Genomic DNA, 23,857 nt, shown 5'->3' with positions numbered 1-23,857 from the left:
CTAACAACGACGCCTGGAGGGTTTTGCCGTGTACCGAGTTTTTGAAGCGCTCGACGAGCTCGGCGCGATCGTCGAAGAAGCGCGCGGTGTGCCGATGACCGCGGGTTGTGTGGTGCCGCGCGGTGACGTGCTCGAGCTCATCGACGACATCAAGGACGCCATCCCCGGCGAACTCGACGACGCGCAGGATGTCCTCGACGCGCGCGATTCGCTGCTTCGGGAAGCCAAGGAGCATTCCGAGTCGGTGATGTCCAAGGTCAACGCCGATGCCGACGGCATGATCAACCACGCCAGGGCCGAAGCCGATCGGTTGCTGGCCGATGCGAAAGCACAGGCTGACCGGATGGTTGCCGAGGCGCGCCAGCACAGCGAGCGCATGGTGGTCGAGGCGCGTGAGGAAGCTGCCCGGATGTCGGCGGCAGCAAAGCGTGAATATGAGGCGAGCACCGGCCGGGCCAAGGCCGAGGCCGACCGTCTCATCGAGAACGGCAACATCTCCTATGAGAAGGCCATCCAAGAGGGCATCAAGGAGCAGCAGCGCTTGGTGTCCCAAACGGAGATCGTCGCGACCGCCAATGCCGAGGCCACCCGCGTCATCGACGCCGCGCACGCCGAAGCGGACCGGCTGCGCGGTGAATGCGACATCTACGTCGACAGCAAACTCGCCGAGTTCGAGGAGTTCCTCAACGGAACGCTGCGCTCGGTGGGTCGAGGCCGTCATCAGCTACGCACCGCCGCGGGTACGCACGACTACGCGACTCGCTGACGGCGCCGTCAGCCATAACGCGTCGTCGTTCGCTGAAGCGTCGCCGTAGGATTGCTGCATGGCGACGCATGCGAGCGCGGGAAGGCACCGCGAGTCACGATCGCCGCTGGTGATCAGTGTTTCCCGACTGGGCCGGCGGCCGGGATCGATGCTGACTCACCGCGAGACGGTGCCAAGCCCCGCGCGAATCGGTCTGGAACTGGTCGGAATCGAGGCCGGTGCCCCGCTCGATCTCGACCTTCGGCTGGAGTCGGTGTCGGAGGGCGTGCTGGTCACCGGAACGGTGTCGGCGCCGACGGTCGGCGAATGTTCGCGCTGCCTGACCCCGATCACCGGTGACGTCGAGATCGATCTCACCGAGCTGTTCGCCTACCCCGACAGTGCGACCGATGAGACGACCGAGTCCGACGAGGTCGGGCGGGTCGTCGATGACACCGTCGACCTGGAGCAGGCGATCGTCGACGCGGTGGGATTGGCGTTGCCGTTCGCGCCGCTGTGCCGGCCGGATTGCGCCGGGCTGTGCTCGGAGTGCGGCATCGCGCTGGCCGACGCCGAACCCGGGCATCACCACGAACGGATCGATCCGCGCTGGGCCAAGCTCGCGGCGATGCGGCCGGCCGACGAGGATCCCAGCGGGAGCGGCGAGTGACGGATTCGCACGCGGCGCTGCTCGCGGCGCTGGGGGTCGCGCTGCCCGAAGAGCTGCTGACCATCGCGCTGACCCATCGCAGCTATTCCTACGAGAACGGTGGTCTGCCCACCAACGAGCGCCTGGAGTTCCTCGGCGACGCGGTCCTCGGTCTCACCATCACCGAGGAGCTCTACCACCGCCACCCCGACAGATCCGAAGGCGATCTGGCCAAGCTGCGCGCGAGCATCGTCAACACCCAGGCGCTCGCCGATGTCGGCCGCGGGCTCAGCGACGGTGGGCTCGGTGCGCACCTGTTCCTGGGCAAAGGCGAGGAGAACTCGGGTGGCGCCGACAAGTCGAGCATCCTTGCCGACGGTGTCGAATCTCTGCTCGGCGCAATCTATCTGGAGCACGGTCTGGAGGTCGCCCGCGAGGTCATCCTCCGGCTCTTCGGTGAGCTGCTGGACACGGCGCCGACGCTCGGGGCCGGGCTGGACTGGAAGAGCAGCCTGCAGGAGCTGACCGCGGCCCGCGGGCTCGGCGCGCCGTCCTATGTGGTGACGTCGACCGGCCCGGACCACGACAAGGAGTTCTCGGCGACGGTGGTGGTCGGTTCGGTCGAATACGGCAGGGGCGTCGGGCGGACGAAGAAGGAAGCCGAACTCAAGGCGGCCGCCAACGCCTGGCACGCGCTCGACGATGCCTGAGCTGCCCGAGGTAGAGGTCGTCCGGCGGGGGCTGCAGGAGCACGTCGCCGGCCGATCGATAACCGCTGTGCGAGTGCATCATCCACGCGCCGTTCGTCGCCACGAGGCCGGACCCGCCGACCTGACCGCCCGGCTGTTGGATGCCCGCATCACCGGAACCGGTCGCCGTGGCAAGTACCTCTGGTTGACGCTCGACGAGACCGAAGCGCTTGTGGTGCATCTCGGGATGAGCGGCCAGATGCTGCTCGGCCCCATCCGCGACGACCGGCATCTTCGTATCGCCGCGGTACTCGACGACGGCACCGCACTGAGTTTCGTCGACCAGCGCACGTTCGGCGGCTGGCAACTGGCCGACATGGTCACCGTCGACGGCACCGACGTACCGCAACCGGTGGCGCACCTGGCCCGGGATCCGCTCGATCCGCTGTTCGACCGGGAACGTGTCGTCACGGTGTTGCGCCACAAGCATTCTGAGATCAAGCGGCAACTGCTCGACCAGACCGTGGTGTCGGGCATCGGCAACATCTACGCCGACGAGGCGCTCTGGCGGTCGAAGATCAACGGCGCCAAGATCGCCGCGTCTCTGGCGCGCCGCCGCCTCGGCGAGTTGCTCGACGCGTCGGCCGAGGTGATGCGGGAAGCCCTCGGTCAGGGCGGCACGTCGTTCGATTCGCTCTATGTCAACGTCAACGGCGAATCCGGCTACTTCGAGCGGTCATTGGACGCCTACGGCCGCGAAGGCGAACCGTGCCGGCGGTGCGGCGCGGTGATGCGTCGCGAGAAGTTCATGAACCGGTCGTCGTTCTACTGCCCGAAGTGCCAGCCCCGCCCGCGGGTGGTGACGCGGTAGTCGGTCAGGGCAATCCCGCGATGTCGGCCAGATTGGGCGAATCCGTCATGCAGATCTTCCAATCGCCGCTCTCTTTGCGGAAATGCATTGTGCCCGAGCCGCTGTCGCTTTCGACCTTGGCGGTGGCGGTATCGCCGTCGACCTTGATGTCGCCGATGGTCGCGGACTCGTCCGGCTTCTCCATCGGAAGGCTGTTGATGTCGGGCGGTTCGATGCCGAGGTCTTCGAGAACGGAGAAGTTGAACAGCTCCTGATCGCCCGAGCAGAAGTACTGGTCGAGTGCGGCCGAGAAGTCCTCGGTCGAGCCGACGTCCTTCAGCAGCTGCCCGATGGCCCGTTCGTCGCTGGACGGCATCACCATCGCGATCACGACGCCGACGATCACCACGAGCGCCACGACCGCCGCCACCACACCGCCGATGATCAGGCCCTTGCGATTGCCGCCCGACGGCTGTGGCTGCGGATACGGATAACCCGGCTGCGGCGCGCCGTAACCATAAGGTTGTTGCGGTGCGCCATATGGCTGCTGGGGCCCGCCGTACTGCTGCCCGTACGGCTGCTGCGGCGCGCCGTACTGCGGCTGCTGCCCGTAAGGCTGGCCAGGCGCCCCGTACTGCGGTGCACCGTATGGCGGCTGCGCCCCGTACTCAGGCGCACCGTATTGCTGCTCACCGTACGGCGACGGTTGCTGCGGCGGCTGCCACGGGCCATCGGGGCCGGGCGGCGGCGAGGCGGGCGGGTTGTTCGGGGGGTAAGTCACTGTGCTCCTTGACGGATGGCGGTACGCCAGTCTATCCCCAGCACGTGGGCCGGGGGTGGCCGAGAAACCGCGCGCCGGAGCCGTGATGTGGGGACCTTGCTGGGGGAATACCGGTTCGCCGCGGAGTGTAGAAATACCCCATGACCGAACTTTGGGTTGAGCGCACCGGCGTGCGCCGCTATACCGGGCACAGCTCGCGGGGCGCTGAGGTGCTCGTCGGCAGTGAGGACGTCGACGGCGTGTTCACGCCGGGCGAGCTCATGAAGATCGCGCTGGCCGCCTGCAGCGGGATGTCCAGCGACCAGCCGCTGCGCCGGCGCCTCGGCGACGACTATCCGGCGACGATCCGCGTGTCCGGCCCGGCCGACCGCGAACAGGAGCGTTATCCGCTGCTGGAGGAAAAGCTCGAGATCGATCTGTCGGGCCTGTCCGAGGCCGATGTGGCCCGGCTGCTCACGGTCGTCGAACGTGCCATCGACCAGGTGTGCACGGTGGGACGCACGCTCAAGTCGGGCACCGAGGTCAAGTTCGAGGTCACGCCCACATGACCGGACCGGAACCCGCAAACCCCGAGGTGCGGCTGAGCGCCTGGGTGCACGGCCATGTCCAGGGCGTCGGGTTCCGGTGGTGGACGAGATCACGGGCGCTGGAACTCGGGCTCACCGGGTTTGCCTCGAACCGGCCGGACGGCCGGGTGCATGTGGTGGCCCAGGGTCCGCGCGACGCGTGCGAGCGTCTGCTTGACCTGCTGCAGAGCGGGGAAACCCCAGGTGCGGTGGACAAGGTCGTCGCCGATTGGTCCGAAGCCGACGCCCCGATGGCGGGGTTTAGCGAACGGTAGCCGGCTCGGCGGTAGGGTTTGACCCCGTGCACCTCAAGAGTCTGACGCTGAAGGGCTTCAAGTCCTTCGCCTCGCCGACGACTCTGCGTTTCGAGCCCGGCATCACCTGCGTCGTCGGCCCCAACGGGTCGGGTAAATCCAACGTCGTCGACGCCCTGACCTGGGTGATGGGCGAGCAGGGCGCCAAGACGCTGCGCGGCGGAAAAATGGAGGACGTGATTTTCGCCGGGACCTCGTCCCGGGCGCCGTTGGGCCGCGCCGAGGTCACGCTGACCATCGACAACTCGGACAACGCCCTGCCCATCGAGTACTCCGAGGTGTCGATCACCCGCCGGATGTTCCGCGACGGGGCAGGCGAATACGAGATCAACGGCAGCAGCTGCCGGTTGATGGACGTGCAGGAGCTGCTGAGCGACTCGGGCATCGGCCGGGAAATGCACGTCATCGTCGGGCAGGGCAAGCTCGCCGAGATCCTGGAGTCGCGCCCCGAGGACCGGCGGGCGTTCATCGAAGAGGCCGCCGGGGTGCTCAAGCACCGCAAACGCAAGGAAAAGGCGGTCCGCAAGCTCGACTCGATGGCGGCCAACCTCGCCCGCCTCACCGACCTGACCACCGAACTGCGGCGCCAGCTCAAACCGCTGGGCCGACAAGCCGAGATGGCCCGCCGGGCCCAGACCATCCAGGCCGATCTGCGCGACGCGCGTCTGCGCCTGGCCGCCGACGATCTGGTGCGAAGACAGGTCGAGTTCCACAACACCAATCAGGCCGAGACGATGCTGCGGCGCGAGCACGAAGAGGTCGCCGCGCGCCTGCAGACCGCGACGGCCGAGCTCGAAGCCCACGAGAGTGCGGTGGCCGAGCTGACGGCACGTGCCGAGGCCGCACAGCAGACCTGGTTCCGGGCGTCGGCACTCGCCGAACGCGTCAGCGCGACGGTGCGCATCGCCACCGACCGGGCGCAGCTGCTCGATTCCGAACCCGAGGCGTCGAGCGGGCGCGATCCCGACGCCTTGGAGGCCGAGGCCGACGAGGTCGCCGAGCTCGAGATGGAACTGCTCGGTGAACTGGAGGAATCACGCATCGCGCTGGAGACCGCACGCGCCGAATTGGCCGAGCGGGAACGGGTCGCGGCAGAGGCCGAGCGGGCACATCTTGCCGCCGCGCGCGCGGAGGCTGACCGGCGCGAGGGCCTGGCCCGGCTTGCCGGCCAGGTCGACACCATGCGCACGCGCGTGGAGTCCATCGACGAGGGTGTGCTGCGGCTGTCGGTCAGCATCGAGGAAGCCGCTGCGAAATCCCAACAGGCACAAGCGGAATTCGAGACGGTGGAAAGCCGGGTCGGTGAACTCGATGCCGGTGAGGTGGGTCTCGACGAGCACCATGACCGCTCGGTGGCCGCGTTGCGGCTCGCCGACGAACGGGTCGCCGAACTCCAGGCGGCCGAGCGTGCCGCCGAGCGTCAGGTCGCGTCGTTGCGGGCCCGTATCGAGGCACTGTCGGTAGGCCTGGACCGCCGGGACGGCGCCGCGTGGCTGCAGAAAAACCACACGGGCGCAGGGCTTTTCGGCACCATCGGCGATTTCTTGAAGGTGCGCCCCGGTTACGAAGTGGCGGTAGCCGCGGTGCTCGGTGCGGCCGCCGACGCACTGGCCGCGGAGAACTTCGGGGCCGCGGCCTCGGCTGTCGCCGCACTCAAGGAGTCCGACGGTGGCCGCGCGGCCATCGTCCTTGGTGACTGGCGGAGCGACGGATCGTCGCCTGCGGTTCCGTTGCCGGACGGCGCGATCTGGGCGACCGAGCTCGTCTCGGTTCCGGACCGGTTGCGCGGTGCGGTCACCGCGATGCTGGCCGGGGTCGCGGTGGTGCGTGACATGCCCGCGGGGCTGCACCTGGTGTCCACACGGCCCGAGCTTCGCGCGGTGACCACCGAAGGCGATCTGGTGGGCCCCGGCTGGGTCAGCGGTGGTTCCGACCGCAAGCCCAGCACACTGGAGATCGCCTCCGAGATCGACAAGGCCCGCGCCGAACTCGAGGCCGCCGAGAAACAGACCGACGAGCTGGGTGCGGCGTTGGCGGGCGCGCTCGCCGAACAATCGGCCCGACAGGATGCCGCCGAGCAAGCGCTGGCCGCGCTCAACGAATCCGACGCCGCGATCTCGGCGATCTACGAACAACTGGGCCGTCTCGGTCACGAGGCCCGCGGCGCTGAGAACGAATGGCAGCGCCTGATCAAGCAGCGCGACGAGCTCGAGGTCGGCCGCACCAAGACCGTCGAGGAACTCGTCGAACTCGAGAACCGGCTGCGCAATGCCGAGCAGGCGCCGCTCTTCGAAGCCGAGCCGGTCGACCGGCAGGAGTCGGTGGCCGCGGCCGAGGCGGCCCGCTCGGTCGAGGTGGAGGCCCGCTTGGCCGTACGCACCGCCGAGGAGCGGGCGAATGCCGTTCGGGGACGGGCGGATTCGTTGCGACGAGCGGCGGCCTCCGAACGGGAGGCGCGCCTGCGGGCACAGCGCGCGCGGGAGGCGCGCGAGCACGCCGCACGGGTGGGTGCTGCCGTCGCAGAATCGGGACGCGTTGTGGCGCAACGGCTGAGCGCCGTCGTCGCGGTGGCCGCTCGTACCCGTGACGAGCTCGCCACCGAACGCCAGGTCCGGGTCGCAGCCCTGGCCAAGGCCCGCGAGGAGACGACAGAACTCGGCTCCCGCATCAATGCCCTGACCGATGCGCTGCACCGCGACGAGATGGCCAAAGCCCAAGCGTCACTGCGTATCGAGCAGTTGGAAGCCCAGGTGCTCGAGCAGTTCGGGATGCCCGCCGCGGATCTGATCGCCGAGTACGGGCCGCAGGTGCCGCTGCCGCCAACCGAACTCGAGATGGCCGAGTACGAACAGGCACGGGAGCGCGGCGAGCAGGTCACCGCACCCGCGCCGATGCCGTTCGACCGGCCGACGCAAGAGCGGCGCGCCAAGCGGGCCGAACGGGAGCTCGCCGAGCTCGGCCGGGTCAATCCGCTCGCGCTCGAAGAGTTCGCCGCATTGGAAGAGCGGTACAACTTCCTGTCCACCCAACTCGAGGACGTCAAGGCCGCCCGTACCGACCTGCTCGATGTGATCGCCGAGGTCGACGCCCGCATCCTGCAGGTGTTCGCCGAGGCGTACGCCGATGTGGAACGCGAGTTCGAGCAGGTCTTCTCGACGCTGTTCCCCGGCGGCGAAGGCCGGTTGCTGCTGACCGATCCCAGCGACATGCTCACCACCGGCATCGAGGTCGAGGCCCGGCCGCCGGGCAAGAAGATCAAGCGGCTCTCGCTGCTGTCCGGTGGCGAGAAGTCGCTGACCGCGGTGGCGATGCTCGTCGCGATCTTCCGCGCCCGCCCGTCGCCGTTCTACGTCATGGACGAGGTCGAGGCCGCCCTCGACGACGTCAACCTGCGCCGTCTCATCAGCCTGTTCGAACAGTTGCGGGAGCGGTCACAGCTGATCGTCATCACCCACCAGAAGCCGACCATGGAGGTCGCCGACGCGCTCTACGGCGTGACCATGCGCGGCGACGGCATCACGACGGTGATCTCACAGCGCATGCGCGGCCAGGAACTGGTCTCCAACCCGGGCTGAGGCCGCGCGTGAGGGCGTGCCGTCGCCGATCAACGGCCCTGAGACAATGGCTGCGTGACTGATGGTGCGTTGATAGGTCTGTGGATCGCGATCGCGGTCGTCGCTGTGCTGCTGATCGTTGCCCTGGTCGTGGGCCTGGTGCGTTATCGGCGGCGGCGGGTCAGCCTGTCCGAACCCGACAAACCGGCCTCCATCGACCGCTCAGGCGGCTATACGGCGTCGTCGGGAATCACCTTCAGTCAGTCGACGACCCCGACCGTCGAACGCATCGACACGAGCGGGCTACCCGCCGTCGGCGACGACGCGACTATCCCTCGTGACGCGCCCAAGCGGCCCATCGCCGACGTCCAGCTGCCTGACGCTCCGGTAGCGCCGCCCGCCGAACCGCAGGCCCCTCCGGCGCCCGCCGAGCCGACGGCTCCTGCTGAGCCGCAAGTACCTGCCGAACCGGCGCCGACCGAGGCGCCGGTCGAGGAGGCCGCGCCGTCCGAAATCGAAGACATCGCACCGCCCGAGGGCCGGCTCGACCGGCTGCGCGGCAGGCTCTCCAAATCCCAGAACGCGCTCGGCCGCAGCATGCTCGGCCTGCTCGGCGGCGGCGACCTCGACGAGGACTCGTGGGAAGCGGTCGAGGACACCCTGCTGATCGCCGATCTCGGACCGGTGGTGACGCAGTCCGTCGTGGCTTCGCTGCGGGCCAAGATGGCCAGCAAGGGCGTACGCAACGAGGCCGATGCCCGCGCGGTGCTGCGCGAAGTGCTCATGTCGGAGCTGCGGCCCGAGCTGGACCGCTCGATCAAGGCTCTGCCGCACGCCGACAAACCGTCGGTGCTGCTGGTGGTCGGCGTCAACGGCACCGGCAAGACGACGACCGTCGGGAAACTCGCCCGCGTCCTGGTCGCCGATGGCAGGCGGGTGGTGCTCGGCGCCGCCGACACCTTCCGCGCAGCCGCGGCCGACCAACTCCAGACCTGGGCGGCCAGGGTCGGCGCGGACGTGGTGCGCGGTCCCGAGGGCGCCGACCCCGCGTCCGTCGCGTTCGACGCCGTCGACGAAGGGATCTCCGAAGGTGCCGATGTCGTCGTCATCGACACAGCGGGCCGGTTGCACACCAAGACCGGCCTGATGGACGAACTCGGCAAGGTCAAGCGGGTGGTCGAGAAGCGTGCCGCCGTCGACGAGGTGCTGCTGGTGCTCGACGCGACGATCGGTCAGAACAGCCTGCCGCAGGCCAAGGTTTTCGCCGAGGTCGTCGACATCACCGGCGTGGTGCTGACCAAGCTCGACGGCACGGCCAAGGGCGGCATCGTATTCCGCGTGCAACAGGAACTCGGTGTGCCCGTCAAGCTCGTGGGCCTCGGCGAAGGACCCGACGATCTGGCGCCGTTCGAGCCGGGGGCATTCGTCGACGCGCTCCTCGGATAGCTGCTCGAAACTGCGGTTTACACCTGCGGGTTTCGGTGCATCGGGCGTGGTGAGCGACCGGGAAACATGAGCGTAACAGTGATCCGGACTGCGTTCACTTTCCGGAAACGCAACTGCATCACCGATGAAACGCCAGCAATCGAATCTCATCGGGAGGCCGATCCGTCGGCGCACTTCCCAAGGAGGTTCACACAAAGTGGTCTTAGCCCTACCTGACGAATCGTTCGCCGCGTTCGACAGCGGCGATACGGCGTGGGTGCTCGCAAGCGCCGCGCTGGTGTTGCTGATGACGCCGGCCCTGGCGTTCTTCTATGGCGGACTCTCCCGGCAGAAATCCGTACTGAACATGATGATGATGTCCTTCGGAGCCCTGGGTGTCGTCAGCGTCATCTACGTGCTGTGGGGCTACTCGATGTCCTTCGCGTCGGCGCACACCAAAGAGTCCGACATCCTGGGCATCTTCGACAATCCGTTCTCGCTGTTCGGTGTCAGCCAACTGCTGGAGACCCGCGAGATCGGCGGCGAGGAACTGCACGTCATCGGCGGATTCGGGTCGGTACCGGCCATCGTGTGGGTCGCCTTCCAGCTGACCTTCGCGGTGATCACCGTCGCGCTGATCAGCGGTGCGCTCGCCGAGCGGGTCAAGTTCGGCACCTGGCTGGTGTTCTCCGGCGTGTGGGTCACCCTGGTGTATTTCCCGCTCGCACACATGGTTTGGGGCGGCGGCCTGCTGTCCAACAATGAGCGTGGTTTCGCGTCATGGCTGTTCGGCACCACGGTCGGGGACGACGGGACCGCGACCGCGACGGTCGCGCCGATCGACTTCGCCGGCGGCACGGTGGTGCACATCAACGCCGGTATGGCCGCGCTGGTGCTGGCGATCCTGGTGGGCCGGCGTCGCGGCTTCGGCAAGACGGCGTTCCGTCCGCACAACATCCCGTGGGTCATGCTCGGTGCGGCGCTGCTGTGGTTCGGCTGGTTCGGGTTCAACGTCGGTTCGGAAGGTGCGGCCGACGCGGTCGCCGGCTTGGTGTGGGTGAACACCACGGCCGCCACCGCCGCCGCGATGCTCGGCTGGTTGCTGGTGGAGCGGATCCGCGACGGTCACCCGACGAGCGTCGGTGCGGCCTCGGGCATCGTCGCCGGCCTTGTTGCCATCACCCCGGCGTGCGGTGCGCTCAGCCCGGTCGGGTCGCTGTTCCTCGGCGCGATCGCCGGTGCCCTCTCGGCACTCGCCATCGGCCTGAAATACAAGTTCGGCTACGACGATTCGCTCGACGTCGTCGGTGTTCACCTTGTCGCGGGCCTGTGGGGCACCGTCGCGATCGGCTTGTTCGCCACCGAGACCGGCCTGTTCTACGGCGGCGGAATCCAGCAGTTGGTCGTGCAAATCGTGATCGCCGTCGTGGCAACCGCATTCACCGCGGTGATGACTGCCATCATTGCGTTGGCCCTCAAACCACTGGGCTGGCGTGTCACAGATGAAGATGAGGCCACCGGTATTGATGAGACCGAGCATGCGGAAACCGCTTACGAGCTCGCCTGATCGGGAACAATTGCCCTGGAAGGGATGGAATTTATGAAGCTGATCACTGCGATCGTCAAGCCGTTCACGCTGGAGGATGTCAAGACCGGCCTTGAGCAGACGGGCATTCTCGGGATGACCGTCAGCGAGGTGCAAGGCTACGGTCGCCAGAAGGGCCACACCGAGGTGTACCGAGGCGCCGAGTACTCGGTCGACTTCGTGCCCAAGGTCCGGGTCGAGGTCGTCGTCGACGACTCCGCGGTCGACAAGGTCGTGGATGTCATCGTGCAGGCCGCCCGCACCGGCAAGATCGGTGACGGGAAGGTGTGGGTCAGTCCCGTTGACACTGTCGTCCGCGTCCGCACGGGGGAGCGCGGCGCCGACGCCCTGTAGTCGCGGAGCGGTCCGGACTCCGTGCCGGAGTGATCGACCGCGTCTCCCGGCCAGGGCAGTGTCAGTGGTAGTTGGTGATTGGCCGGGGGAGGATGCGAAATGACAGAGCACAAACCAGAAGCCGCCGGAGCCTCACATGAGGCTCCGGCGGGCTCGTTACGGCCCGCGACCGATCTGGCCGCGGCGTCCGAACAATTGATTTCCGGTGCCCGTCAACTTGATTCGGCGGCGCTGCGCGACGCACTTCTCGATCTGCACGAATTCTGGCTCACCACAAAGGCAACCGAGATCGGCATCACGCCGACGAGTGGGTTCGCGATCGTCGCCACCGGAGGTCTGGGCCGCGGTGAGATGTTGCCGTACTCCGACCTGGATCTGATGCTGCTGCACGACAACATGCCGACCGACGTCGTCAGCGAGATCGCCGAGAAGCTGTGGTACCCGTTGTGGGATGCCAACATCCGCATCGATCACAGCGTGCGCACGGTTCCCGAAGCGCTGCAGGTGGCCGGTGACGACATCTCGGTGGGGTTGGCGATGCTCGACGTCCGGCACATCGCCGGCGATGCCGACCTGTCGTCGCTACTGGTCGGTGGCGCCCGGCGGCAGTGGCGCATCGGAATCGCCTCGCGCTTCGACGAACTCGTCGAACATGCGCAGGCACGCTGGCAGCGCAGCGGTCAGATCGCGCACCGGGCCGAGCCGGACCTGAAGTCGGGGCGCGGCGGTCTGCGCGACGTTCAGCTTCTCAACGCGCTGGCGATCGCACAGCTCGCCGACGTCTATCCGAGCCGGGCGCTGGCATCGCCGACCGGCACATTGGGCGGCGCCCACCTGGCATTGCTGAACGTGCGCACCGAACTGCACCGGGTGTCCGGGCGCGGCCGCGAGCTGCTGCTGGCCCAGCACGCCGACGAGATCGGCGCGGCGCTGCGGATCGGCGACCGGTTCGATCTGGCGCGCATGCTCTCCGACGCCGCCCGCACGGTGAGCTACTACGTCGACTCGGGGATCCGTACTGCCGCAAATGCGTTACCGCGACGCGGGTTCGCCGCGCTACGGCGCCCGGTGCGCCGCCCGCTCGACGAAGGCGTCATCGAGTACGCCGGTGAGGTGATCCTCGCGCGCGACGCCCGGCCCGAGCGTGATCCCGGCCTGATCCTGCGGGTCGCGGCGGCCTCGGCGTCCACGGGTCTGCCGATGGCGGTTTCGACTCTCAGTAGGCTCGCCGAGACGGCCCCCGAACTGCGTACGCCGTGGCCGCGGCAGGCGCTCAAAGATCTGCTGGTGCTGCTGGCGGCGGGCCCGGCCGCGGTCGCGACCATCGAGGCGCTGGACCGGACCGGCTTGTGGGGCCGGCTGTTCCCGGAATGGGGCGCGGTGCGCGACCTTCCGCCGCGCGATGTCGTCCACATCTGGACGGTGGATCGCCACCTGGTCGAAACCGTATCGCGGGCAAGCGCATTCACCACTCGGGTGTCGCGGCCCGACCTGCTTTTGCTCGGCGCGCTGTGCCACGACATCGGCAAGGGCCGCGGCGGTGACCACAGCGTCATAGGTGCGGAGTTGGCCACGCAGATCGGCACCAGGCTGGGCCTGTGGCCGTCGGACATCGACGTGCTGTCCAAGATGGTGCGCTACCACTTGCTGTTGCCCGAGACCGCGACACGGCGGGATCTGCAGGACCCCAAGACGATCGACGGTGTCGTCGCGGCGCTCGGCGGCGACATGGTCCTCCTGGAGTTGCTCGACGTCCTCGCCGAAGCCGATTCGCTGGCCACCGGGCCGGGCGTGTGGGGTGACTGGAAGGCGTCCCTGATCGGTGATCTGGTGCGGCGTTGCCGTCTGGTGATGGCCGGTGAGCCGTTGCCGCAGCCGGATCCCATCGACCCCCGTTTCCTGGAACTGGCGGCCCAGGTGGGTGTTCACGTCGAGCTGACCCAGGGCGACGGTCCGCACATCTTCAACGTCACGATGATCGCCCCGGACCGGCGCGGGCTGCTGTCCAAGGCGGCTGGGGTGCTGGCGCTGAACTCGCTTCGGGTGCACTCGGCGTCGGTGAACAGCCACGAGGGTTCGGCGATCAATACGTATGTGGTGTCACCGCATTTCGGTGCGCCACCGGCCGCGGAGTTGCTGCGTCAGCAGTTCATCCTCGCGCTCGACGGCGAACTCGACGTGATCGCGTCGCTGGAGAAGCGCGAACGCGACGCGGCTCAGTATCCGACAACGCGCGCGGGGGAGATTCTCGCCGCGGTACCCGCCAACCACGTTCCGGCGCGTCCGCGGATCCTGTGGTCGGAGGGCAGTGTGCCGGGCGAGCTCATCGTGCAGATCCGCACGATCGACCGGGCCGGTCTGCTGGCCCGCCTCACCGCGGTGTTCGAGCGCGACGGCGTCGACATCGCCTGGGCGAAGGTCACGACGCTGGGATCCTCGGTGGTCGACGCGTTCGGTATCACGACCGCCGGCAGTCTGGCGCGCGACGACCTCGAACGCGATCTGTACGCGGTCCTGCCCACACCCGCGCCCGCCAAACCGGCCGAACAGGCGAGCTGACGGCGGTTCAGCGGGCGGCGACCGCGACCCAGGTGTTGTTGACCGCGGCCGTGCCGGTGAAGGAGTCCACTCGATCCGGGTCGTGCAGCAGATTCACATTGGCGCCCGGCAGCGTGCGGGCATGGCGCCAACCGCTGCGTTGATGTCCCCAGCCGTGCGGAACGGCGACGGTGCCGACCCGGATGTCGTTGCTGATGTCGAGCGGCAGTTCGATGGTCCCGACCGCTGAGGTGACGGTCACGGTGTCGCCCTGTGCGAGACCGCGCGCGGCGGCGTCGTCGGGATGCATGAGCACCGTGCACGTGTTGTTGCCACCGGTCATGGTCGGGACGTTGTGCAGCCAGGAGTTGTTGCTGCGCAGTTGCCGTCGCCCGATCAACTGGAGGTCGTAGCGCTGACCTGGACCGCGTGCCGCCTTGTCGAGCAGGGCGCTCGCGGCGTCGACGAACTCCTTTGGTGCCAGATGGATCTTCCGGTCGCTCGTCGCGATCACCTTACTCAACCGGGGTCGCAGCGGCCCGAGGTCGATACCGCCCGCGCTGTTCTTGAGATCGCTCATCGTGACTGCGTTGCGGCGGCGACGGATCCGGCCATACGGGCCGGTGGCGATGGCCAACGACGCCAGCCGCAACGGATCGATCGACCTGATCAAGCGGTCGCGCAGCGGCTTGGTCAACTGCCGGACAGGGGAGGGGAGCAGCTCCATCGCCAGCCGGGTCAGGATCTCCCAGTCCTCCTTGGCGCCGGCCTGCGGCTCGAACGCGCGGTGTTGATAGCGAATGTTGTTGTGCACACTGAAGATCGGGATGAGCAGCCCGACGTCCTCGCGTTCCAGCGGGGACACCGGCGGCAAGATGAAGTCGGCGTGGCGGGTCGTCTCGGTGACGTACATGTCGACGGCCACGTACAGCTCCAATTCCGACAGCGCTTCGTCGAGGCGGCCCTTCTGCGGGATCGACGACACCGGGTTGCCCGCGTAGGTGATCATCGCGCGAATCTGCCCCTTGCCGGGGTTGAGAATCTCGTCGGCCATGATCACGGCGGGCAGTTCGGCGCGGAAAGCCTTGTGCCGACCGGACCGGTCCGTCCACAATCCGTGTCCCACGGGGATGTAGCGCGCGAGCCTTGGCACATCGACGACGGGCGTGGAGAACATCGTGCCGCCGGCCCGGTCGACATTGCCGGTGACGGCGTTCATGACCATCACCAGCCAGCTGACCAGGGTCCCGGTCTCCTGTTGACAGATGCCGATTCTCGCGTAGATCGCCGCCGATTCGGCCGCGGCGTGCTCGCGGGCCAGGGCGCGGATGTCCTCGGCGCTGACACCGGCCCGCTCCGCCACTGCCTCCGGCGTGGCGTCGGCCACCAGGGCGGCGAGTTCGGAGAATCCGGCCGCGTTCTCGACCGCGTGTGCGTCACAGAGGTTTTCGTCGATCAGCACGTGCAGCATGCCGAGCAACAGGTACGCATCGCCACCGGGCCGGACCGCCACATGCTGATCGGCCATCCGGGCGGTCTCGGTTCGCCGCGGGTCGATCACGACGACCTTGCCCCCGCGGTCCCGGATCGCCTTGATGCGGCGTTTGGCCCCGGGCATGATCGACAGCGACCCGTTGGACACCGCCGGGTTGGCACCCAGGATCACCAGTCGGTGCGTGCGGTCGATATCGGTGATCGGTACCAAGACGTTGGAGCCGAAGACTTTCCACGCGGCGTACTCGTGCGGCATCTGGTCGATCGAGGATGCGGTGAAGAAGTTCGGGGTCAGCAGCGCGGTGCGCAGCAGGAATCCGTACAGCGCGCCCGAGCTGTGCGCGGCCGGATTGCCGAGATACATTCCGAGCGAACGGAATCCGTGCTGCTTGCGGATCCGCCGGAGGCGGGCGCCGATTTCGGCAAGCGCGTCGTCCCAGCTGACCGGTTCGAATGTGTCGCCGACCCGCCGCATCGGGGTGCGCAACCGGTCCGGGTCATGGTGCAGGCCGCCCATCGCCGTGGCCTTGGGACAGATGTATCCCTTGGAGAAGACGTCGTCGGGGTTGCCCGCGATGCGGCTGACCGTCCCGTCGGTCACCGTGACGTGAAGGCCGCAGTGCGCCTCGCAGAGCGTGCACTGGCTGACGACCGTCGTACTCGAGGCGTCGCGGAGGGCGCCGCGTTCGTCGTGGAGGGGGACGTCGATTGCGGTCATGCGAGCCTCTCGGCCGATCTGTCATCGAGCGTTGATAGATGTGACGACGCTAACAATCTGTCTACGCGTGTGTCAAGATTGGGTGTGGGCGGAGCGCGACGGTACGGCGGTGCCACCGGTGAGGAGCGGATTGCCGAGCGGCGCAATCGTTTTCTCGACGCCGGCCTGCAATTGATGGGCACCAGGGGCATCGCCGCGACCACGGTGCGCGGGGTCTCCGACGCCGCCGGCCTGGCGCCGCGTTATCTCGCCGAATCGTTCCCGACGATCGAGGATCTACATATCGCGGTCTTCGAGCGCATCGCCGATGAGATCGAGACGGCGTGCCTGGCCGCGATCGCGCAGGCACCGGACAACCCGCGGGCCCGGACCTGGGCCGCGCTCGCGGCATTGACCGACGTGATGCTCGGTGACCCGCGCAAGGGACGGGTCATGCTCACCGAATCCGCGTCCTCACCTGCGCTCGGCCCGCATCGCCGCGCCGGGGCGCAGCGGTTCGCCGCCATCCTGGCCGATCTCGCGCGCGGTGGTCCCGGCGACCGCGAGTTGCTCGAAGACCGGCTCGCCGCGCACTTCGTCATCGGCGGGGTATCGGAGGCCCTGGCCGCGGTGTTGGCCGGGGAAATTGACATCGACCGCAGTCACCTCATCGATCGGCTCACCGCGCTGCTCTTCGGTGTGACGGTCGGCAGCCGGTCCCCTCAGCGTCTGGGTTGAGTGGGCGGACGTTCGCTCGACCCGCCGACCGTTAGGCTGGTCACGTGTTTGAAAGCCTGTCTGACCGGTTGACCGGAGCCCTGCAGGGCCTGCGTGGCAAGGGGCGGTTGACCGACGCCGATATCGATGCCACGACCCGCGAGATCCGGTTGGCGCTGCTGGAGGCCGACGTCTCGCTGCCCGTGGTGCGCGCGTTCGTCGCGCGCATCAAGGACCGCGCGAAGGGTGCCGAGGTATCGGCGGCGCTGAATCCCGCTCAGCAGGTCGTCAAGATCGTCAACGAGGAGCTCATCGGCATCCTCGGCGGCGAGACCCGCCAGGTGGCGTTCGCCAAGACCCCGCCGACCGTGATCATGCTGGCAGGCCTGCAAGGCGCCGGTAAGACCACGCTGGCCGGCAAGCTCGCGAAATGGCTTAAGGGACAAGGGCACACACCGCTCCTGGTGGCGTGTGACCTGCAGCGCCCCGGCGCCGTCCACCAGCTGCAGATCGTCGGTGAGCGGGCCGGTGTCTCGGTCTTCGCGCCGCACCCCGGCACGTCTCCCGAAGGGCTCGAGAACGCCGGGCACGGCGACCCCGTCGCGGTGGCGGCGGGCGGTCTGGCCGAGGCCAAGGCCAAGCACTTCGACGTCGTCATCGTCGATACCGCGGGCCGGCTGGGCATCGACGAGGAGCTGATGGGCCAGGCCGCCGCGATCCGCCAGGCCGTCAACCCCGACGAAGTGCTGTTCGTCCTCGACGCGATGATCGGTCAGGACGCGGTCGCGACGGCCGAGGCGTTCCGCGAGGGCGTCGGCTTCACCGGCGTCGTGCTGACCAAACTCGACGGCGACGCCCGCGGCGGCGCCGCGCTGTCGGTCCGCGAGGTCACCGGCGTACCGATCCTGTTCGCCTCCGCAGGCGAGAAGCTCGACGACTTCGACGTCTTCCACCCTGACCGCATGGCCAGCCGCATCCTGGGCATGGGCGATGTGCTCACCCTGATCGAGCAGGCCGAGCAGGTCTTCGATCAGCAGAAAGCCGAGGAGGCCGCGGCCAAGATCGGCTCGGGCGAGCTGACGCTGGAGGACTTCCTCGAGCAGATGCTGGCGATCCGCAAGATGGGCCCGATCGGCAACCTGCTCGGCATGCTGCCCGGCGCGGGCCAGATGAAAGATGCGCTGGCGGCCGTCGACGACAAGCAGCTGGACCGCGTGCAGGCCATCATCCGCGGTATGACGCCCGCCGAGCGCGCCGATCCGAAGATCATCAACGCCTCACGGCGCCTGCGCATCGCCAACGGCTCCGGGGTCACGGTGTCCGAGGTCAACCAGCTCGTGGACCGGTTCTTCGAGGCCCGCAAGATGATGTCGTCGATGGCCGGGCAGATGGGCATGGGCTTCGGGCGCAAGAGTGCGACCCGCAAGGCGGCCAAGGGCAAGAACAAGCAGGCAGGCAAGAAGGGCCGCAAGTCGGGGAAGGGGCCGACCCCGCCGAAGGCGCGCAACCCGCTGGGTATGCCCGGCGGATTCCCCGACCTGTCGAACATGCCGAAGGGGCTCGATGAGCTGCCGCCCGGCCTTGCCGACTTCGATCTGTCCAAGCTGAAGTTCCCCAAGAACTAGTGCTCCACGTCAGGGGACGCGGCCTGCCCGATGGCGAACCCATCGAATGGTGGGTGGCCCAAGGGCTGCTGTCGGCCGAGCCAATTGCCAACGCCGAGACGGTTTTCGGGGCCGATGGGGTTGGCGGCTGGATCATCCCGGGTCTCGTCGACGCGCACTGCCACGTCGGCCTGGGGCCGGGTGGCCCGGTGTCGACGGATGAGGCCGTCGTGCAGGCCGAGACCGAGCGCGATGCCGGTGCGCTGCTGCTGCGCGACGCGGGATCCCCGGTCGACACCCGCAGCTTCGACGATCGTGACGACCTGCCGCGCATCATCCGCGCGGGACGGCATCTGGCCCGGCCCAAGCGCTACATGCCGGGATTGCCGATCGACATCGAGGACGAGTCGCAGCTGCCCGAGGCCGTGGCCGAGCAGGCCCGGTGGGGTGACGGGTGGGTGAAACTCGTCGGCGACTGGATCGACCGGGGGATCGGCGATCTCGCGCCACTGTGGTCCGACGACGTCCTCAAGGCCGCCATCGACGCCGCACACGCCGAGGGCGCCCGGGTCACCGCCCACGTGTTCGGCGAGGACGCCCTGCCCGGCCTGATCAACGCGGGCATCGACTGCATCGAGCACGGCACCGGCATCACCGACGACATCATCGAGCTGATGCTGGCGCAGGGCACCGCGCTGGTGCCGACGTTGATCAACATCGAGAACTTTCCGGGCATCGCCGACAAGGCCGCCAAATATCCCACGTACGCCAAGCACATGCGCGATCTGTACGCGTCGTGCCATCAACGCGTCGGCGCGGCGCACGAGGCCGGGGTGCCGATCTTCGCCGGAACCGATGCCGGCGGGATGATCGCCCACGGCCGGATCGGCGACGAGATCAAGGCACTCGGCAAGGTCGGCCTGAACCCCACCGATGCGCTCGGCGCGGCGTGCTGGGATGCGCGGGCCTGGCTCGGCAGGCCGGCGCTGGAGCACGGCGCGTCGGCCGACCTGCTGTGTTTTGCCGACGATCCCCCGTGTGGTCGGCGTGGACCGTCCCGATCTGGTGATCCTGCGCGGCCGCGTGTTCTGACCCGGTGATTTGTGCACCTGCCGTAACGCCCACCGTTACCGCAGGTGCACAAGTCGCCTGACTAGTACACGTCGCGGACGTAGCGGTGCGTCTTGATGAGGTCGTTGACGTAGGCGTGCGCGGCGTCGGCGTCCATCCCGCCGCATCGCGCGACGATGGCGTGCAGTGTGGCATCGACATCCTTGGCCATGCGGTCGGCGTCGCCGCACACATAGACGTGGGCGCCGTCCTGCAGCCAGGCGAACAGTTCGTCCGCGTTCTCCGACATGCGTTGCTGGACATACACTTTCGTGTCCTGGTCACGCGAGAACGCCAGATCCAGTCGGGTCAGGGTGCCGGACTCGACGAAGCCCTCCAACTCGTCGCCGTAGAGGAAGTCGGTGGCGCGGCGGCGGTCGCCGAAGAACAGCCAGGACCGGCCAGAAGCCTGCGTGGCCCGGCGCTCCTGGAGGAATGCGCGGAACGGTGCGATACCGGTGCCCGGGCCGATCATGATGATCGGTACGTCAGCCGCGGGCAGGCGGAAGTTGTGGTTCGGGCGCAGGTGTACCCGCAGCGCCTGGCACCGCTCGGCCAGGAATGTCGAGGCCACGCCGCCGTGGTGACGATCGTCGTTGGTGTAGCGCACGGTGGCCACGGTCAGGTGCACGCGGTCGGGGTGGACAAGCGGACTCGACGCGATCGAGTAATCGCGGAACTGCAGCGGGCGCAAGGTGTCGACGAACTCGTCGACGGACAGTGCGGCCAGCCGGATCAGATCGAGCACGTCCTTGCCGTACAACCACGAACCTTCGCCGGTAGCGGCGTCGGCGCCGAGTGCGGCAGCCACGCGCGGGTTGCGGGTGCGCGACGCCACCAACGCCTGCAGCGCCCGCGAGGGGGTTCTGATCTCCAGCTGCTCGGTGAGCAGGACCCCGAGAGGCTCGTCGTGGTCGGCGACAGCGTGGTCCGGCCCGACGCCGAGTTCGGCCAGGATCTCCGCCACGAGGGCCGGGTCGTTGGTGGCGTGCACGGCGATCGAATCGCCTGCGTGATAGGTGAACCCGCCGGGGAGATCCACCTCGTAGTGGCGGACCTCCTTGTCGGATGCCGACGCGGTGAGTAGCCGGTTGACGCTCAGCCGGGCATCGACGGGTTGATGATGGCGATCGCGGCTCGGCTGTTCGGTGCGCTCGGGTGTGCTCGCGACCATTGCGCCCGCGGCCGGGGCGGCGTGCTCGGCGGCCAGCAGTTTGACGAGGTCGGTGGTCCACGCCTTGGCCGGTTGTTCGTAGAACCCGTCGACGTCGACGCGCTCCAGCATCCTTGTGGCGCCCAGCGTCTCGAGCCGCTCGTCGAGCAATTTGCCTGCGTTGCAGAACAATTCGTATGAGCTGTCGCCGAGTGCGAGCACCGCGAAGCTCATGTGCTCAAGACGATCGGTCTCGGCGCTGATCGCCTCCCAGAACAAGGTGGCGTTGTCGGGGAATTCGCCGTCGCCGAAAGTCGAGGTGACCACGACGAAGTGCGTGGCCTGCTGCAGTTCCGCCACTTCGATCTGGTTGAGTTCGCGCGCTTCGGATTCGATGCCGAGCGCGTCGGCTGCGGCCTCGCAGAAGGTCATGGCGGCATCTTCGGCATTGCCCATATCGGTGCCGAAGGCGACGATCAGCGAGAAGTCGCGTCGGTCGGTCACATGGCTCCCCTCAATCGCGCGCCGCGGATGGACGGGCGCTGAATTTAGGGTGACCTTACTTTGGCGAGGCCGGTTGCGGGGCTCTCCCTTCGGCGGCTGGCCTACTGGCCGAATCCGTAGTCGAACAAGTTGATCGCCTGGCCGTACAGGTCGCCGGTGCCGTACATCTGGACGACGACCAGGCGGCGGTTACCTCGTTGTGCGGCACCGACATAGGTCTTGCGCGCCAGGTTCGTGTAGCCGGTCTTGCCGCCGATGTCGCCGGGATAGCGCGTCAGGAGCTCGTTCTGGTTGGTGATCGTCTTGCCGGGAAACTGGGCCGACGGCTGGCGCATGATGTGGGCGATCAGCGGATACTTCAACGCCGCGCGGAAGATCACCGCGAGGTCGTGCGGCGTGGTGATCGACTCCCATCCGGGTCCGTCGAGACCCGAGGGGGAGGAGGCGCGCGTGTTGCGGGCGCCGACGGCGGCGGCCTTGCGGTTCATCGCCGCGACGGTGGCGCGTTGCCCGCCCAGCATGTCGGCAAGCATGTTCGCCGCGTCGTTGCCCGACACCATGAGCAGCGCCTCGAGCAGTTGGCGCGTCGTGTACGGGCGGCCGGGCTCGAGTCCGACACATGAGCACTCGACTTTGGTGTGAGATGCGTTGGCGCGCGCGAAGTTATCGGGCCTGAGGTGGTCGAGCACGACCATCGCGAGCAACGGTTTGATCGTGCTCGCGGGTGCGTAGGAACCGTACGGGTCTTTCGATGCGAGGACGCGGCCGGTGTCGAGGTCGGCGACGAGCCACGCCTTCGCCGGTCCGTCCGCGATCGCTTGTGCGCCCGCGGGTTCCACGGCGGGCTGTGCTGCCACGGCGGGCGCCGAAACGATCGCGCCGAGGGCGAGCGCGGCCGCCGCGAACAGTCTTCGCACGAGCGCCGAGGCTACGGAACCCAGGACTCGTTCAGCGCGCGATCAGGTTTCCGTACGGTCTCGACGGCAGACCCGGTTCGCTACGGCGTGGTTTCACAGGGCCCCGACGCTTGCCGACCGGTCCTGCGCGAACCCCCAGTCCAGCAGCGTGGCGGCCTGGTCCCAGTACGTCGGGCCGCCCTCCTTGACGAGCCCGAACATCAGCGCGACGACCAGACGCCGGCCGTCACGCTGGGCCGCGCCGACGAACGTCTTGCGGGCGATGTCGGTGAATCCGGTCTTGCCGCCGATGGCGCCCGGGTAGCGGTGCAGCAGCTCGTCTTGGTTGACGAGCACCCGGTCGCCGGTCTTCGTGGGGAACACCGTCGAGGGCATGGCGGTGATCTGTGCGAACACCAGATTGGCCATCGCGGCGCGGAAGATCACCGCGAGGTCGTGGGGCGTGGACCAGAACGGCATGCCGGGCCCATCCAGTCCGGACGGCGTCACGACGTTCGTGCCGTGCGCGCCCAGCGCCGCGGCCTTGGCGTTCATCTTCGCGACCGCGGCTTCCTGGCCGCCCAGCATGCGCGCCAGCGTGTTGGCCGCATCGTTACCCGAGGCCAGGAGCGCGGCCTCCAGGAGCTGGCGCGCGGTATAGGTATGACCGGGCGCGACGCCCGCACAGTTGCACTCGACGTGGGTGTCGGCCTCGTCGGCGACGATCGTGGCGTCGAGCGGTACCTCGTCGAGCACCACCTGGGCCAGCAGCGTCTTGATCGTGCTCGCGGGCGCGTAGCGGACGTTCTCGTTGCGTCCGGCCAGTACCTGTCCGGTGTCCATGTCGGCGACGATCCAGGCCTGCGCGGGCCCGTCCGGGATGGGCACCGAGCCCACCTGCTGTACGTCGATGTCGGCACCGGCCAGCGGCGCCGAGACAGTCGTCAGAGCGGTGAACACGGCGGTGACGGACACGATGAGCGCGCAGACGATCCTCCCCATGGCGGGACAGCGTAATCGTGTTGAATCGAGACATGTTGAGCCTGGCGGAGATTTCGGATCGACTGGAGATTCAGCAACTTCTCGTGGCCTACTCCACGGCGATCGACCGGCGGCAGTTCGATGACCTGGACTCCGTGTTCACCCCGGACGCCTACATCGACTACCGCGCCATGGGCGGCATCGACGGCCACTATCCGGAGGTGAAGGCGTGGCTGGCCGAGGTACTGCCGAACTTTCCGGCCTACGCCCACATGCTCGGCAACTTCGACGTGAGAATCGACGGCGACACGGCCTCGTCGCGCACCATCTGTTTCAACCCGATGGTGCTGGGCGGTGACGACCAGCAGGTGCTGTTCTGCGGGCTCTGGTACGAGGACGAATTCATCCGCACCGCCGACGGCTGGCGCATGAGCCGGCGCGTCGAGACCAAGTGCTTCGACCGCGTGATCTGACGATTGCGCCGAACAGCCGCGATTTTGGGCTGTACTGCCTGCTCTGGCACAATGAACGGCTGTCTGTCGTGCGACCCGTTAAATGTGCTGCACGGCGGTCATACACGTAAGGCAAAACCGGATCGGGCAATTCCGCCCGCATCGCCGAATTGCAGCGTGACACCACAGGAGAAACGCT

19 protein-coding genes and 1 pseudogene are annotated in these 23,857 nt (G+C 68.0%); 15 read left to right on the top strand and 5 right to left on the bottom strand.

Annotated features, from left to right (window positions below; translation table 11 throughout):
- The first annotated feature begins 28 nt into the window (after positions 1–28).
- From sepIVA to mutM, 4 genes are read left to right on the top strand one after another with little or no spacing between them, the layout of a single operon-like run.
- A complete protein-coding gene (sepIVA, locus tag ACOI2T_RS23590) occupies positions 29–766 on the top strand; it encodes a cell division protein SepIVA (protein WP_067854155.1) in 738 nt (245 codons plus the stop codon).
- Between the two features lie 58 nt (positions 767–824).
- Positions 825–1,415 (top strand): YceD family protein, encoded by a 591-nt coding sequence (locus ACOI2T_RS23585; protein WP_085145303.1) that lies wholly within the window; start codon positions 825–827, stop codon positions 1,413–1,415.
- Positions 1,412–2,104 (top strand): ribonuclease III, encoded by a 693-nt coding sequence (gene rnc / locus ACOI2T_RS23580; protein WP_067854160.1) that lies wholly within the window; start codon positions 1,412–1,414, stop codon positions 2,102–2,104. Before ACOI2T_RS23585 ends, rnc begins: the two co-directional genes overlap by 4 nt.
- On the top strand, positions 2,097–2,954 hold the full coding sequence (mutM, locus tag ACOI2T_RS23575; protein ID WP_409506264.1) for a bifunctional DNA-formamidopyrimidine glycosylase/DNA-(apurinic or apyrimidinic site) lyase: 858 nt from the start codon (positions 2,097–2,099) through the stop codon (positions 2,952–2,954). The genes rnc and mutM overlap by 8 nt, the downstream gene beginning before the upstream one ends.
- A gap of 4 nt (positions 2,955–2,958) precedes the next feature.
- Here the strand turns inward: mutM and ACOI2T_RS23570 are convergent, their stop codons facing one another.
- Positions 2,959–3,714: an Rv0361 family membrane protein gene (locus ACOI2T_RS23570; RefSeq protein ID WP_409506263.1), complete on the bottom strand. Its 756-nt coding sequence runs from the start codon at positions 3,712–3,714 to the stop codon at positions 2,959–2,961.
- A 140-nt stretch (positions 3,715–3,854) separates the two neighbouring features.
- Here ACOI2T_RS23570 and ACOI2T_RS23565 point away from each other — a divergent pair, with 140 nt between their 5' ends.
- The 7 genes from ACOI2T_RS23565 to ACOI2T_RS23535 all read left to right on the top strand — a co-directional run bounded on the left by ACOI2T_RS23565 (position 3,855) and on the right by ACOI2T_RS23535 (position 14,071).
- Positions 3,855–4,262: an OsmC family protein gene (locus tag ACOI2T_RS23565; protein ID WP_067854169.1), complete on the top strand. Its 408-nt coding sequence runs from the start codon at positions 3,855–3,857 to the stop codon at positions 4,260–4,262.
- Complete coding sequence (locus ACOI2T_RS23560; protein ID WP_409506262.1) at positions 4,259–4,555, top strand: acylphosphatase; 297 nt, start codon at positions 4,259–4,261, stop codon at positions 4,553–4,555. Before ACOI2T_RS23565 ends, ACOI2T_RS23560 begins: the two co-directional genes overlap by 4 nt.
- A 26-nt stretch (positions 4,556–4,581) precedes the next feature.
- Positions 4,582–8,169 carry a chromosome segregation protein SMC gene (smc, locus tag ACOI2T_RS23555; RefSeq protein WP_409506261.1) on the top strand — a complete coding sequence of 1,196 codons (3,588 nt, stop codon included), beginning with the start codon at positions 4,582–4,584 and terminating at the stop codon, positions 8,167–8,169.
- Positions 8,170–8,223: 54 nt separating this feature from the next.
- On the top strand, positions 8,224–9,594 hold the full coding sequence (gene ftsY, locus ACOI2T_RS23550) for a signal recognition particle-docking protein FtsY (RefSeq protein WP_409506260.1): 1,371 nt from the start codon (positions 8,224–8,226) through the stop codon (positions 9,592–9,594).
- A gap of 196 nt (positions 9,595–9,790) precedes the next feature.
- The gene (locus ACOI2T_RS23545; protein WP_067854182.1) at positions 9,791–11,140 is read left to right on the top strand and encodes an ammonium transporter; all 1,350 of its coding nucleotides are present in this window, start codon (positions 9,791–9,793) and stop codon (positions 11,138–11,140) included.
- A gap of 33 nt (positions 11,141–11,173) precedes the next feature.
- Positions 11,174–11,512: a P-II family nitrogen regulator gene (locus tag ACOI2T_RS23540; protein WP_003881099.1), complete on the top strand. Its 339-nt coding sequence runs from the start codon at positions 11,174–11,176 to the stop codon at positions 11,510–11,512.
- A gap of 99 nt (positions 11,513–11,611) precedes the next feature.
- On the top strand, positions 11,612–14,071 hold the full coding sequence (locus ACOI2T_RS23535) for a [protein-PII] uridylyltransferase (protein ID WP_409506259.1): 2,460 nt from the start codon (positions 11,612–11,614) through the stop codon (positions 14,069–14,071).
- Positions 14,072–14,078: 7 nt separating this feature from the next.
- Here the strand turns inward: ACOI2T_RS23535 and ACOI2T_RS23530 are convergent, their stop codons facing one another.
- Complete coding sequence (locus ACOI2T_RS23530; RefSeq protein WP_421874464.1) at positions 14,079–16,262, bottom strand: molybdopterin-dependent oxidoreductase; 2,184 nt, start codon at positions 16,260–16,262, stop codon at positions 14,079–14,081.
- An 84-nt stretch (positions 16,263–16,346) separates the two neighbouring features.
- Here ACOI2T_RS23530 and ACOI2T_RS23525 point away from each other — a divergent pair, with 84 nt between their 5' ends.
- The 3 genes and pseudogenes from ACOI2T_RS23525 (at position 16,347) to ACOI2T_RS23515 (ending at position 19,654) form a co-directional block, all read left to right on the top strand.
- On the top strand, positions 16,347–16,979 hold the full coding sequence (locus ACOI2T_RS23525) for a TetR/AcrR family transcriptional regulator (RefSeq protein WP_409506257.1): 633 nt from the start codon (positions 16,347–16,349) through the stop codon (positions 16,977–16,979).
- Positions 16,980–17,023: 44 nt separating this feature from the next.
- Entirely contained in the window at positions 17,024–18,583 is a 1,560-nt protein-coding gene (gene ffh / locus ACOI2T_RS23520; RefSeq protein ID WP_409506256.1) for a signal recognition particle protein, read from the top strand.
- Positions 18,583–19,654 (top strand): annotated as a pseudogene (locus ACOI2T_RS23515) (amidohydrolase family protein). The gene ffh and the pseudogene ACOI2T_RS23515 overlap by 1 nt, the downstream one beginning before the upstream one ends.
- Positions 19,655–19,715: 61 nt before the next feature.
- Here ACOI2T_RS23515 and ACOI2T_RS23510 read toward each other — a convergent pair.
- From ACOI2T_RS23510 to ACOI2T_RS23500, 3 genes are all read right to left on the bottom strand, one after another.
- Positions 19,716–21,329 carry a diflavin oxidoreductase gene (locus tag ACOI2T_RS23510; protein WP_409506255.1) on the bottom strand — a complete coding sequence of 538 codons (1,614 nt, stop codon included), beginning with the start codon at positions 21,327–21,329 and terminating at the stop codon, positions 19,716–19,718.
- Between the two features lie 101 nt (positions 21,330–21,430).
- On the bottom strand, positions 21,431–22,246 hold the full coding sequence (locus ACOI2T_RS23505; protein WP_085145313.1) for a D-alanyl-D-alanine carboxypeptidase: 816 nt from the start codon (positions 22,244–22,246) through the stop codon (positions 21,431–21,433).
- 93 nt (positions 22,247–22,339) lie between these two features.
- A complete protein-coding gene (locus tag ACOI2T_RS23500; RefSeq protein WP_409506254.1) occupies positions 22,340–23,227 on the bottom strand; it encodes a D-alanyl-D-alanine carboxypeptidase family protein in 888 nt (295 codons plus the stop codon).
- 32 nt (positions 23,228–23,259) lie between these two features.
- Between ACOI2T_RS23500 and ACOI2T_RS23495 the strand changes: the two genes are divergently transcribed.
- Positions 23,260–23,679: a nuclear transport factor 2 family protein gene (locus ACOI2T_RS23495; protein WP_085145315.1), complete on the top strand. Its 420-nt coding sequence runs from the start codon at positions 23,260–23,262 to the stop codon at positions 23,677–23,679.
- Positions 23,680–23,857 lie beyond the last annotated feature (178 nt).

The sequence above is a fragment of the Mycolicibacterium wolinskyi str. Jessa 2025 genome, from assembly GCF_049241375.1.
GTDB classification, from domain to species: domain Bacteria; phylum Actinomycetota; class Actinomycetes; order Mycobacteriales; family Mycobacteriaceae; genus Mycobacterium; species Mycobacterium wolinskyi.
This window is presented reverse-complemented; position numbering and strand designations above follow the sequence as displayed.

What these genes read in the sequence shown, in the direction of transcription:
- ACOI2T_RS23500 (WP_409506254.1), bottom strand. Translation starts at nt 23,227, where the DNA reads ATGGGGAGGATCGTCTGCGCGCTCATCGTGTCCGTCACCGCCGTGTTC.
- ACOI2T_RS23495 (WP_085145315.1), top strand. Translation starts at nt 23,260, where the DNA reads ATGTTGAGCCTGGCGGAGATTTCGGATCGACTGGAGATTCAGCAACTT.
- mutM (WP_409506264.1), top strand. Translation starts at nt 2,097, where the DNA reads ATGCCTGAGCTGCCCGAGGTAGAGGTCGTCCGGCGGGGGCTGCAGGAG.
- ACOI2T_RS23560 (WP_409506262.1), top strand. Translation starts at nt 4,259, where the DNA reads ATGACCGGACCGGAACCCGCAAACCCCGAGGTGCGGCTGAGCGCCTGG.
- ACOI2T_RS23585 (WP_085145303.1), top strand. Translation starts at nt 825, where the DNA reads ATGGCGACGCATGCGAGCGCGGGAAGGCACCGCGAGTCACGATCGCCG.
- ACOI2T_RS23530 (WP_421874464.1), bottom strand. Translation starts at nt 16,262, where the DNA reads ATGACCGCAATCGACGTCCCCCTCCACGACGAACGCGGCGCCCTCCGC.
- ACOI2T_RS23565 (WP_067854169.1), top strand. Translation starts at nt 3,855, where the DNA reads ATGACCGAACTTTGGGTTGAGCGCACCGGCGTGCGCCGCTATACCGGG.
- ACOI2T_RS23540 (WP_003881099.1), top strand. Translation starts at nt 11,174, where the DNA reads ATGAAGCTGATCACTGCGATCGTCAAGCCGTTCACGCTGGAGGATGTC.
- ACOI2T_RS23535 (WP_409506259.1), top strand. Translation starts at nt 11,612, where the DNA reads ATGACAGAGCACAAACCAGAAGCCGCCGGAGCCTCACATGAGGCTCCG.